This window comes from Dysgonomonas termitidis (genome assembly GCF_054657735.1).
Genome location: NZ_BAAHYD010000001.1, coordinates 770,274 through 782,072 on the forward strand (window position 1 = coordinate 770,274; position 11,799 = coordinate 782,072).

An 11,799-nucleotide genomic window follows, 5' to 3' on the forward strand; every position below is an offset into this window, starting at 1 on the left:
AAAAATATCATTATTAGCATTTTATCATTAATCAGATTTAAATATAAACAATTATGAGATCAAATATGCGCATTACAATACTTTTATGGATAACAGGCTTTATCACTGTATGTGCACAATCCCAAACGGGATCAAAGGCCTTTTTGTCAAACATTGATAAGACCCTTGATTTTGCAGTAAAGCAGGAAATAAAGATGGCGAAAAGTGTAAAGGATAAGCCGGGTAAATTTCCGGTCACACTTGATAAAAAAGGAGATCTGGTACTATGTGATACAACCTCATGGACATGCGGATTTTTTCCAGGAACATTATGGTACCTGTACGAATATTCAAAAAATGATGAGATAAAGAAGTATGCACGCCTTTATTCCGATCGTCTCGAAGGCATGCAATATACGACCAATACACATGATATAGGGTTTATCATTTATTGTAGCTATGGCAACGGATATCGATTGACCGGCGATACCGGTTACAGGACTAAAATAGAAAAAGCCGCAGAGGCCCTGTGTGTACGATTTAATCCGGTAACAGGATGTATAAAGTCGTGGGACAGGGGAGAAGGGATTTATCCTGTGATTATTGACAATATGATGAACCTCGAATTGCTATTTGAAGCCTCCAAGCTTACAGGGAATAACAAGTTTAGGGAAGTCGCTATTACACATGCAAATACCACGTTGAAAAATCATTTTCGCGATGATGCCAGCTGTTATCACGTAGTTTTTTATGACCCCAAAACAGGAGATGTGGTTGCCCGCAAAACCCGCCAAGGATTTGCAGATGAATCAGCTTGGTCTCGAGGCCAGGCATGGGCTTTATACGGGTATGTATTATGCTACCGTGAAACAAAAGACCCTGTATATCTCCGTCAGGCTCAGAAAATAGCTGGATTTATATTGAATCATCCCCGCCTGCCAGAAGACAAAGTTCCATATTGGGACTTTGATGACACCAAGATACCAAATACAGAAAGGGATGCGTCGGCAGGAGCAATCATCAGCTCAGCCCTCATAGAATTGAGCCAATATGTTCCCGAAGCTGAAGCAAAAAAATACCTAGAGATAGCAAAAATTCAGATAGAGTCATTATCATCACCAGCATATCTGGCACAAGATGCATCGAATAAAAACTTCCTTCTGAGGCATAGTGTTGGATCTATGCCCGATAATATTGAAGTGGATGTACCTTTGTCCTATGCCGACTATTATTATTTGGAGGCTATGATCCGCTATCGTAAGTTAATCAGCGGTGTCTCATTATTTTGAGTAAGCAATTAAAGCCAACAAATATGAAGTTTAAATCAATCCTGACGCCTGTATTACTATTTTTGAACGTCGTAATTTTTTTCCCGAATAATTCATTTGCACAGGGAGATAGAACCATACATGAAGCGTTCAGTAATGATATTTGCTTGCCATCTAAACTGTATATGCTTAGCCATGTACAGAATAATATATTTGTAGAGCCATTAATTAAGCGTTGGCGTCCTTATAATGATGTTGTACGCTTTTCGGGAACTGTCGAATATGAAAGAAAGTTACAACGTGTAGCAAGTGTGGTATCTCCTGTCAATGGAGATACTGTACTGTTACAATTGGTAAATCTTGATGAATTTGAAACGTTAAAGACAGTGAGCTCTGTGATTCAGGTTGGACAGCAAGGTATTGGTAAGGACACCATTACTGTTTCAATTATCGGAGACAGTTTTACCTATGGAGCCTTTTTCAAAGATGCTCTGATCTCAAAAAGATATGTCCCTAAAATCAGGATGATAGGACTTCAGGAGGTTGATGGTTGTCCCGGGCAATTTGACGAAGGCCGGCCGGGATGGACATTGCGAGGATATTTTAAAATAAGTAAAGAACGGTCGCAAGCCTATAATGGATTCTGGCAGCCTGAAGGAGAGAATAAGTATTGGGGATCTACAGCATATTGGCAGCTGGTACATGAAATTAATCTTTTTCCGGATAAGCAGTGGAAACCGGCAGAAATTTATTTTACCAAGCGATTCATTAAAGGAGCCTCTTCCTTTGACAGGCAAACAGGATACAAACTGAATCCTGCAAAGAATGATATAATGTATGATAACGCATCCGAACATTTTGTAAAATATGATGGTAAAAAATGGGTGAAAACAGAATATGATCAATATAAGTGGAGTTTTGACTATGGCAAATATCTTTCTATGTGGAAACTAAAAGCGCCGTCTATCCTTGTTGAGTTTCTGGGCCTTAATGATTTCAGGGATTATCCTGATCCTGCGGTTATAAATTTCGACACATGGAACATGCAAATAGAACTGATGGCTGAATCGTATCTGAAAGCTGTACCTTCAGGCAAATTTGTAATAATGATCCCTCAATCTACTTGTGGTGTCCTGGATAATATGGCCGGGGATTTTACTATTAAACAAAATGCTTGTATGTGGCAATTACGGAAAAATATAATTGAAAAATTTGACAATAGGGAGGCAGGGCAGATTTATATCGTGGATGCAGCCATTGGCATAGATAATCTGGATGGTTATAAATTTATTACAGACGATAAGTACGCAGTTCCTTATGCCGAATATCCCGAAGTAAACAAGATCGATGTTCAGTGGGGGAATCCTCATCCCTATCCGAACTATCCGGTGATGGGAATACCTCTTGCTGCTTTTATTCAGAAATACAGATAGTCTTTAATTATGACTGTCTCAGATTCCGGGTTTTTAGGTATCAACCTGATGCTCCGTTCCTTCTTTCGTATAATCTGGAACAAAAGCCGAAAGACAGACGCAATGAACCTGAATATTTGGTACATATACAGAACGAACCTGCTACTGATTGTAACAGGTTCGAATTTTCAAAAGATATTTTTTAATCCAAAGCCTTGCATATTTCCTGATTGACCTGCTTCAGGCGGGGTTCATCCACCTTTATAACTTTACGGTCATAGGTAATCAATCCGTTAACTTCTACTTCAACATCTGTTGTCTGTGTATAGACTGCCGCCGAGAATCCTGCTTTGATAAGGGTTTTCAGGTTGTTTGCGTATTTTATATATTCATCCGTAACTTCTTTTGAATTTTTGAACTGAACATATCCCCAGTTCTTGTCGGGTTGCCAGATATGATCGGCCAAAGGTAGTCCGATCCCTCCATATTCTCCCAGTACCGTTGCACGCTGGGCATCATAAAGAAACATGTCGGGGCCCGGATAGTTATGCAGGTCAAGTATATCTCCGCATGTATAATGATTGCCCCCGCTGGCAGGATTTACCAGACGGGACGGATCATAAGTTTTTGTCCACTCTGCTATTTCCTGCGTTTTGAACTGGCCCCATGCTTCATTAAACGGAACCCAAACGCCTATACATGGATAGGAATAAAGATAGTCGATGATCTCTTTCCATTCTTTTTTGTAGTTCGTTTCAGAATTTGCCGCTCTTTTTAATTCGTTACCATCGAAATATTTCTTGTTTTGCCATTGAGGGGACTTATCCCCGTTCGGCATATCCTGCCATACAATAATACCCAGTTTATCACAATGGGTATACCATCGGGCAGGCTCTACTTTTACATGTTTACGGATCATATTATAACCAAAATCTTTTGTCTTGATTATATCATACGCCAATGCTTCATCTGTCGGCGCCGTGTAAAGCCCGTCGGGCCACCAGCCCTGGTCTAGCGGGCCGAACTGGAATAAGTCCTTATTATTTAATTGAAGACGTACAATCCCGTTTTTATCCCGTTGAGTCGAATACTTACGCATTGCGGCATAGCTTTTTACTTCATCCAGGACTTTGCCCGCATTCGAAAGCGTTACTTTCAGATCATACAAATGCGGAGAATCGGGTGACCACAGTTTGATGTCTTTCATCAAAACCTCGACTGCCTGACCGCTTACAGATTTTCCCGAGGCAACAAGCTTCCCACTATCCCAAACTGATACTTCTATAATATCAGACAAATTATTCTCATTTGTAGCGACTTCTACGCAAAGACGGTTCCCATCAATATCGGGAGTAGTCTTCAGATTGGTAATATAGTGTTTTGGGACAGACTCCATCCATACGGTCTGCCAAATACCACTGACAGGGGTGTACCATATCCCATGGGGATTATTTATTTGCTTTCCTCTGGGCTGGAATCCATCGTTTGTAGGGTCCCAAACCTTTACGGTTAGCTTATTGTTTCCTTTAGTCAATACGGCAGTAATATCGAAAGAAAAAGGAGTATATCCCCCTGTATGGCTTCCTATCTTTATGCCGTTTACCCAGACATCCGCTTTCCAGTCCACAGCTCCAAAATGTAATAGGACCTTGCCGTTATTCCAGCGTTCGGGAACAGTAAATTCCCGGCTATACCATAGCTCGTTATTTTTCCCTAATGTTTTCTGAATGCTCGATAAACTCGATTCTACAGGAAAAGGGACCAGTATCTTTCCGTCGGATTTATCCCACTCATGCATTCCAACCGGAGCAATTGCATAATCCCAAAGGCCGTTAAGGTTTTGCCAGTTGGGACGCTCCATTATAGGGCGCGGATATTCGAGCAATACATTATTGATATCTATTTCCGATGCCCATTTTGTTTTTATTTTATCTCCTGCCGGGGACCACTGCGAATACCCTGTTAGAGTAAACGAACATAATACAATCAAAAATATCTTTCTCATCATTATCAAGTTCTTCATATGATTATTTTTACTGTTAATACTATTTTATGGAATATGTATCACTTCTACAATACCTAAATCAAACATCTGGTTCCCTCTTTTTTTCATATCGTTCCGGCAATGAACCGCAATGATGTTCTTCCCTGTTTTTAAAACATTTTCGATAGGCAGATAACCATGATGGCCGTAATGTGCCACACGCCCGTTAACATATAATACCTTTTTGTCATTGATATATATTTCGGCACTGTCGTCATATGTTACTTTCAATAAGGGGTTAACCGGAATCTCCATCAGTTCTATTTCCTTTCTCAGCCATAGATCTTCTGTATTCCATGTTGTTTTCGGGATATGTGCAAAGGATGTACGCTCATCGACCGGATAGCCTAACTGAAATTTTGGATTGTTATACCCGAAGCTGCCTTTACCACTCTTCCATCCTGCATCATTATAATCCGCCGATGTCCAGTTATCCTGTGGTTTATCAATTGTGTATTTCCACATTTGGGATTCTGTCTCCGAATCGGGTAAATAGACTTTTACCGCGGTTTTTCCTTCATATAGTTTTTTATGCAGTTGGTTTAAATCAGCTGCAGGTATTTTTTCTTTCTTACGGTCATAGGTTAATAGTCCGTTTGTTTCTATCTCCACATCTGTAGTCTGTGTATAAATAGCGGCGCTTAGGCCCTGGTCTGCCAGCAAATCGAGTTCGAATATCAAATGCTCATAATTTTTCCTGAAGACATCGATATCCGTAAACGTTTCATATCCCCAGTTCTTATCGGATTCGATCCATGTATGACCTTGAACCGGCAATCCCAGGCCGCCAAATTCACCGACAACGAAGGCCCTGCCTTTACCCGCATTTTCGATGCGACCCGGCCCCGGATATCTGTGCACGTCGCTTATATCGCCATTTCCGAAATCTACCCAGCCGCTTATATTAGTTAGCCTTGAAGGGTCGTATTGCTTTGTCCAGTCGATCAGTGCTTTTTCTCCGTACTGTCCCCAGCCCTCGTTGAAGACTACCCACATGACTATACTCGGATAATTTCCTAATTGATCGATCATTTGTTTCAGCTCGTACTCAAACTGTTTTGCGGAACGGGGTTGCTTGCCGGGATTCCGGTCTTTCAGGTTATATTCACTGCTGCATACAGCATCCTGCCAGACTATCATTCCCATTTTATCGCAATGGTAATAGAAGCGCTCAGGTTCTATCTTTATATGTTTCCGGATGGTATTGAACCCTGCTTTTTTCAAAAACTCGATATCGTATTTCAGCGCCTCATCGCTTGGAGGGGTCAGTAATCCATCGGGCCACCATCCCTGATCAAGTGTCCCATACTGGAATACGAATTCATTATTCAGCATCATACGGTCAATGCCGTTTTCATCTTTTGCCACCGATATTTTACGCATGGCAAAATAAGAGTCTACACTATCGACGACTTTGTTATCATTTACCAGTTCTATCTTCATATCGTAAAGATATGGGTTGTCCGGGCTCCAGCGCTTTGCATCAGGAATTCCGAGAACAAGGGTTTCTGTTATTTTACTTTCTTTGGAAACCAATTCTTTTCCCTGGTCAAAAACCGTAATCCTGACTTTCTCATTGCCGCTGATGTTACGCCCTGCTACCCTGATGCTATATGTACCATTGTCGATGTCGGCAGAACCTTTGAATGTTTCTATTGATTTTTGAGATACCGGTTCGAGCCACACTGTTTTCCATATTCCCGATACGGCGGTATATTTTATTCCCCGGGGATTTAGCGTTTGCTTTCCGATGGGCTGATGGGAGGTGTCCGTCGAATCTATTACGGAAACAATGATCTCCTGGGAATTCCCATTTTTCAGATAAGCAGTGATATCGAATGTAAAAGCATCGGAACTGCCTTCGTGTGAGCCTACTTTTTCCCCATTGATCCATATCTGGGATGCAAAGTCGACAGCTCCGAAATGCAGCAATACATTTTTCCCTTCCCAATTACCGGGTATTGAAAACGTTCTCTTATACCATAGCTGGTGCTCGGGTAGAAACGTTTTTTGCACTCCCGACAAGGCAGATTCAATCGCAAACGGGACCAGTATCTTACCCTCGTTTATATCGGAGGGGGTGTTTTCCTGATGCTGTGTAATTTTATACTCCCACAGTCCGTTGAGGTTTTGCCAGTCTTTCCGTTGCATGATAGGACGGGGATACTCCTGCCATACGTTGTCAGGTGTGACTTTGAGGGCAAAATCGGATACTATTTTTGTCTTTTTCAATTCCCATCCCTTGTCGGCACATGCATACAGGGAAAAGATGGAAAGTATTATCAAGAAGATTTTGTTCATAATATTATTTAGGTGATGGTTCTACTAATGCCCTTACAGCCCATTCGTCATAGGCCTGGTTAAGGCGGGTTACTATATCGGGATATTGGTCTGCCAGATTATGCATCTCCGTTCTGTCTGTTTTCAGATTATACAATTCCCACGGCTTTTTATTCGGGGCGACTATCTTCCAATCGCCGGAAACGACGGCACGTTCCCTGAAATGTTCAAAAAACAGATAGTTGTGTCCTTCCCGTTTCCCTTTTTTGAAAGCAGGGACAAGGCTTTTCCCTTCGATCGGGATAATGTTATTATTGCCGTATCTTTCCGGATATCTCGCGCCGGCCAGTTCCACGGCTGTGGCCATAATATCCATCAAATGCCCGCTGCCACGGTAAACAGAGCCCTTTTTCATATTGATGCCCTTAGGATAATGGGCGATAAAAGGTGTACAGATACCGCCTTCATATGTTTTTGCTTTCCAGAAGCGGAACGGCGTGTTTGCAACATTGGCCCAGCTTGCGCCCAACGAGGCAAACGTATTCTGAGGCCCGGGCAGCACTTCTTTCTGTTTGGGGTAAATGATCGGTTCCCCGTTCCTCATCATATCGGGACGGTCGTTGTCTCCCGGTGAATAATTCTGACAAACTTCGGGACTACAGCCGTTATCACTCATAAATAGGATAAGTGTATTGTCCAGAGCGCCATTGTCTTTCAGCGTCTTTATCAGCCTGCCGATGCCCTGGTCTACCCTGTCTATCATTGCGGCATGAACAGCCATTGCACGGGCGTCCCAAACGGAATCCTTATTCTGCATCCACTCCCGGTCGGGATTTTGTTTCGACAGGAATTCATCCTCCGATGCCAGCAGGTCCATTTTCTTTATCCTGTCGTATCGCTCTTCACGGATACTTTCCCATCCGCCTTTATACCGGTCCTTGTATTTGTCTATATCTTCGGGCAGGGCATGCAACGGCCAATGGGGTGCAGTATGTGCCAGATAAAGGAAGAACGGTTTATCCAGTTTCGCATTCCTGTTCACATAGGCAACCGCGCTGTCGCTTAACGCATCGGTTATATAGTAATTTGACGGTACTTCTTTAACAGGCTTATCACCATAGACCAGGCTGAAAGGGTCGAAGAAGTTAACTACTCCATACAATACGCCGTAATAATAATCGAAACCTTTTGCCGTAGGATACTGGGATGGCGCTATATAATCGCTATAATCGCGCTGATGTGCCAGCCATTCGCGCTGGTCTTCCTTCAGAGGCGTTTCCGAAACATGCCATTTGCCTACCATTCCGGTATTGTATCCGGCACTTTTCAGTACTTGCGCTATAGTTACGGCATTGTCGCTCAGCGAGCCGATATATCCGGGCAGGTTCTGATTGAATGTCATTCGCCCGATGCCCGCCTGATGCGGATATAAGCCTGTAAGCAAACTGGCGCGGGAAGGGCAACTCCGGCCTGCGTTATACATATTGGTAAAGCGTACGCCGTTGTCTGCCAGACCGTCTATATTCGGGGTATTCATCTCCCCGCCAAAGCATCCTAAGTCCGACCAGCCCATATCATCCACCATGACGACGATAATATTGGGGCGCTCGTCTTTTTGTTTCTTTTCCTGTGAGAAGCATGGCAGCAACGGGACTAATCCCGTACCAAGCATCACTATCGATATAGGTTTATTCATTTTCAGTCATTTATATCGTTTATAATTAGAATTCTATATCCATGGCTGCTCCCGTATCCCCCTGCTGTTGCATCCATTTTTCGAGTTCTTTCTTCATTCCGGTCATTCTTTTACTGTATTTTTCATTGCCAGCCAGATTATTTAGCTCCCACGGATCGTTTTGCATATCATAAAATTCCACGGCAGGACGTTTTACATATCTATCGACAAAACGCTTTGCTTCAGGGTCGGATTGGGCGCTTTCGAGCCAGCTTGCCCAGACGCTCCGGTTGTTTTTCACATTCATCAGGTGTTTTTCAAAATATTCGGCTTCGGGCGTAAGATTAAGTATCAGCTTATACCTTTTATCCCTTATACTTCGTATCGGATATGCAGTTCCTTCCGGAATATTATTATGAATGCCGTAAGCATATTGGCGATGCTCTTTTTCTTTACCGTAAAGAACTTTTAAGAAACTCGTCCCGTCTATCCCGTCTATCGCTCCGCCACCGGCAAAGTCCATCAGGGTAGGGAGGATGTCTTCGTACTGGACTATTGCATTATTCGTGGTATTTGCTTTTATTTTTCCGGGGAAGCGTGCGACTAAAGCGCTGTTTTGTCCATAATTCCAACATGTCCACTTACCTCCGGGGAATTGCGGGCCTTGTTCCCCCAGGAATATGACCAATGTATTATCGAGCTTTCCTGTTTCTTCCAGCACTTTTAAAACGGCTCCGACCTCATCATCCAAAGCTCTTACCTCGGCCAGATAGTTTCTGTATAATTGGCGTGTTCTTTCATTATCTACAGAATTAGGAGGCAATACTATTCTGTCGGCATCGAACTCGTCCGGATTGCCCCAGGTCCATGGCGCATGGGGATGTATGCTGCAAACAAAAAGGCAGAAAGGGTTGTCATCTCTTTTCATAAACTCGCGTATGCCGTCTGTCGTATAATTGGCAGTAGGGGATACGCAATCAACTTCAAAGCCCGGTACTTTTTCAAAATTATAAACCTTTTGCGGTTGTGTATGCGTTTTTCCGGTCCGTCCCACCCTGTAGCCGGCCTGCGGAAAGTAATGGGTGATGCTCTTTATATCGGGATTAGAGGCCTTGTGATTTTGATAAGATCCATGTTTTGCCGGATACAATCCGGTGTATAAAGATGCCCTGATAGGTACGCTCATGGTACATGAAGCGTAATTGTTGGTAAATCTCACTCCTTCTTTAGCAATCCTGTCGATATTGGGAGTGACAAGGTTTTTTCCTCCGTAACAACTAATTTCGTTTGAGGCTAAGTCATCGGCAAGGATAACTACAATGTTTGGCTTTTCCTGTGCATTTGCTGTATATGCGATTGGGAGCAACAGGAATATTGTTCTTTTTACAGTCCTTAAATTCATAATGTACTTCGGTGTGTTTTAATTAATTATTCATCATGGTATAGCACATGACAAAATTAACAGAAGTATTCAGTCGGCATTTGCAGGCATGTTCACGAAACACACACTATTGTACAAAAGCTATAACTCTTTATAAAAAGAATATTTATGCTACCGGTCTTACCTTTTTATTCTTGCCCGCCCTGTAGTCCGGTTTATTCCTTTTCCGCTCAACTGAAAATAGCCGGCCTCAATAGTCCGTATAAACATAAATACTAATATTTGAAACAATAATGCATCCTATCCGGAATTTATTCTACTAATTTTGGGTATGGCTAATCAGGCTGATTACTGTAAACCAAACAATTCTCAATATTATGAATACTAAATTTATCAACTGTTTTTTTGCCGGAATCTGTGTTGTGTCATATGCAAGTAAAATAAAGGCGCAAAGTGAGCATCGTCCCAATATTATTTTTATCCTGACCGATGATATGGGTTACAGCGATGTCGGTGTCTATGGCGGCAAATTTGTCCCTACTCCCAATATTGACCGGATGGCATCCGAAGGAATATATTTTAACCAATATTATAGCGCCTCTCCTATAAGCTCGCCTTCGCGGGCCGGCTTATTAACAGGGATGCATCCTGCCAGATGGAATATTACAAGTTATCTGCAAACCCGTAAAGGGAACCGCGATGCCGAAATGGCGGACTTTCTGGACCCGAATGCCCCGACAATACCAAAGGCCATGAAAGCGGCCGGATATAAGACCGGACATTTCGGTAAATGGCATCTGGGCGGAGGCCGTGATGTAAAGAATGCTCCTGTGTTCGATGCTTACGGATATGATGAATATGCCAGCACATACGAAAGCCCGGCAGCTGACCCGCTATTGACCGCGACCGACTGGATATGGTCTCCTCAGGACAGTGTAAAGCGTTGGGACAGGACTGCCTATTTTGTAGATAAAACAATAGATTTCCTGAAAAAGCATAAAGGCGAACCCTGCTTTATCAACCTCTGGCCCGATGATATGCATACTCCCTGGGTAGGCAATATAGAAGAACAGGATATTGTTCCTCACGATTATCAGAGTGAGAAAAACTTCTGTACGGTCTTAACCGAGTATGACAAACAAATAGGACGGTTGCTGAGTGAAATAAAAAAGCTGAACCTCGATAATAACACGATTGTCATTTTTGCAAGCGACAACGGGCCTGCCCCAAGTTTTCGCGGTAGCCGGGCAGGCAACCTGCGGGGCTGCAAAGCCTCTTTGTTCGAGGGGGGGACCCGTCTGCCGTTTATCGTCTGGGATACTAAGGGTGCCGTTCCTCAGGGGAAATCGGATAATACGAGCGTCGTGAGTGCATTGGATATGTTCAAAAGCCTGTGCGCGATAGCCGGCACACCGCTGCCTGAAGGATACCGGAGCGACGGTACGGATATGAGTAAAGCTCTATTGGGTAAAGAACTGAAACGGGATAAAGCGATATTCTGGGAGTACAGACGAAATGAAAGCGAGGCATTTCCTAAGCCCAAAGGTGAAGATGCCAGCCCTAATGTCGCGGTAAGAAAAGGCGACTGGAAATTACTGGTAAATAAAGACGGCTCGGATGTAATGCTGTATGACCTTTATAAGAATCCGCGGGAAAATGTAAACGTTGCGGAGAAATACCCCGAGGTAACAAAAGAACTGAAGAAACTGGCCTTAGACTGGCGAAATTCCTTACCGGAACTACCCCGTAAATAATTTGTA

Annotated in this window: 7 protein-coding genes; 3 read left to right on the forward strand and 4 right to left on the reverse strand. The window is 43.0% G+C overall.

The window, feature by feature from the left end; genetic code table 11:
* Window positions 1-53: 53 nt before the first annotated feature.
* Both ACYQ3L_RS03115 and ACYQ3L_RS03120 read left to right on the forward strand, forming a co-directional pair.
* A complete protein-coding gene (locus ACYQ3L_RS03115) occupies window positions 54-1,268 on the forward strand; it encodes a glycoside hydrolase family 88 protein (RefSeq protein ID WP_380001817.1) in 1,215 nt (404 codons plus the stop codon).
* A 23-nt stretch (window positions 1,269-1,291) separates the two neighbouring features.
* Window positions 1,292-2,680 (forward strand): hypothetical protein, encoded by a 1,389-nt coding sequence (locus ACYQ3L_RS03120; RefSeq protein WP_380001815.1) that lies wholly within the window; start codon window positions 1,292-1,294, stop codon window positions 2,678-2,680.
* Window positions 2,681-2,861: 181 nt separating this feature from the next.
* Here the strand turns inward: ACYQ3L_RS03120 and ACYQ3L_RS03125 are convergent, their stop codons facing one another.
* Genes ACYQ3L_RS03125 through ACYQ3L_RS03140 form a run of 4 tightly spaced genes read right to left on the reverse strand, consistent with a single transcriptional unit; the run spans window position 2,862 to window position 10,060 of the window.
* On the reverse strand, window positions 2,862-4,664 hold the full coding sequence (locus tag ACYQ3L_RS03125; RefSeq protein ID WP_380001910.1) for a glycoside hydrolase family 2 protein: 1,803 nt from the start codon (window positions 4,662-4,664) through the stop codon (window positions 2,862-2,864).
* Between the two features lie 45 nt (window positions 4,665-4,709).
* Window positions 4,710-7,004 carry a glycoside hydrolase family 2 protein gene (locus ACYQ3L_RS03130; protein ID WP_380001813.1) on the reverse strand — a complete coding sequence of 765 codons (2,295 nt, stop codon included), beginning with the start codon at window positions 7,002-7,004 and terminating at the stop codon, window positions 4,710-4,712.
* Between the two features lie 4 nt (window positions 7,005-7,008).
* Window positions 7,009-8,655, reverse strand: a complete 1,647-nt coding sequence (locus ACYQ3L_RS03135; RefSeq protein ID WP_380001908.1) for an arylsulfatase — start codon at window positions 8,653-8,655, stop codon at window positions 7,009-7,011.
* Between the two features lie 49 nt (window positions 8,656-8,704).
* Complete coding sequence (locus tag ACYQ3L_RS03140; protein ID WP_380001811.1) at window positions 8,705-10,060, reverse strand: sulfatase family protein; 1,356 nt, start codon at window positions 10,058-10,060, stop codon at window positions 8,705-8,707.
* A 356-nt stretch (window positions 10,061-10,416) separates the two neighbouring features.
* On the opposite strand from ACYQ3L_RS03140, the gene ACYQ3L_RS03145 reads away from it, so the two are divergent.
* The gene (locus tag ACYQ3L_RS03145) at window positions 10,417-11,793 is read left to right on the forward strand and encodes a sulfatase-like hydrolase/transferase (RefSeq protein ID WP_380001809.1); all 1,377 of its coding nucleotides are present in this window, start codon (window positions 10,417-10,419) and stop codon (window positions 11,791-11,793) included.
* Window positions 11,794-11,799 lie beyond the last annotated feature (6 nt).

What these genes read in the sequence shown, in the direction of transcription:
- ACYQ3L_RS03125 (WP_380001910.1), bottom strand. Translation starts at nt 4,664, where the DNA reads ATGAGAAAGATATTTTTGATTGTATTATGTTCGTTTACTCTAACAGGG.
- ACYQ3L_RS03145 (WP_380001809.1), top strand. Translation starts at nt 10,417, where the DNA reads ATGAATACTAAATTTATCAACTGTTTTTTTGCCGGAATCTGTGTTGTG.
- ACYQ3L_RS03130 (WP_380001813.1), bottom strand. Translation starts at nt 7,004, where the DNA reads ATGAACAAAATCTTCTTGATAATACTTTCCATCTTTTCCCTGTATGCA.
- ACYQ3L_RS03140 (WP_380001811.1), bottom strand. Translation starts at nt 10,060, where the DNA reads ATGAATTTAAGGACTGTAAAAAGAACAATATTCCTGTTGCTCCCAATC.
- ACYQ3L_RS03120 (WP_380001815.1), top strand. Translation starts at nt 1,292, where the DNA reads ATGAAGTTTAAATCAATCCTGACGCCTGTATTACTATTTTTGAACGTC.
- ACYQ3L_RS03115 (WP_380001817.1), top strand. Translation starts at nt 54, where the DNA reads ATGAGATCAAATATGCGCATTACAATACTTTTATGGATAACAGGCTTT.
- ACYQ3L_RS03135 (WP_380001908.1), bottom strand. Translation starts at nt 8,655, where the DNA reads ATGCTTGGTACGGGATTAGTCCCGTTGCTGCCATGCTTCTCACAGGAA.